Source organism: Neglectibacter sp. X4, from assembly GCF_009917365.1.
Lineage (GTDB): Bacteria > Bacillota > Clostridia > Oscillospirales > Acutalibacteraceae > Acutalibacter.
In genome coordinates this window covers 1-552 of record NZ_QWLE01000329.1, presented here as the reverse complement: position 1 = coordinate 552, position 552 = coordinate 1, and the positions used below count along the sequence as shown (strand labels likewise).

Sequence of the window (552 nt, the reverse complement as noted above, 5' to 3'; positions counted from 1 at the left end):
CATTCTGCTTCACTAACCTAAAAATATTATACCAAATATCCTGCGATTCACAAGTGCAAAGAACAGCGAACTTTACTGCTGTTCGTCTCTGTGCATATTTCCATCAAAACAGCCAAAAATATGCACAAATCCTCGAGCAAATGTGCATATTTTTGATAGTTTTTCTCCTGATATGCATTTTTTCCTATAAAAAACTATCAAACAGCAGTTTGACTATCGCCTTACAGCTCAGAATGTGCATATATAACGTAAAAACCCCGAAAATATGCAGACCGATGTGCATATTTTCGGGGTTTTCTTTGAAAATATGTATTTTTTCAGTGCTCTCCCCGTCTAATACAAAATATCGTTATTTTTAATCTTAATTTTCTTCGTTTCGTTCAAACTATGAGTTTCATTTACCACGTAATCTACAAAAGCTCTGTAAATTCCCCTCGGTTCTTTGTCCTGCAAATATACCAGATAAGTATTATATTTAACTGGAACTTCAAGAGGAATGGCTGTGATTTTGTCATTAACAATCTGTGCAGCTGTGGATTCTGTAGCAAAGGT

Annotated in this window: 1 protein-coding gene; it reads right to left on the bottom strand. The window is 35.0% G+C overall.

Annotated elements, in window-relative coordinates:
• Positions 1–333 precede the first annotated feature (333 nt).
• A partial coding sequence (locus D1841_RS18870) for a hypothetical protein (RefSeq protein WP_207710222.1) occupies positions 334–552 on the bottom strand: 219 nt, incomplete at its 5' end.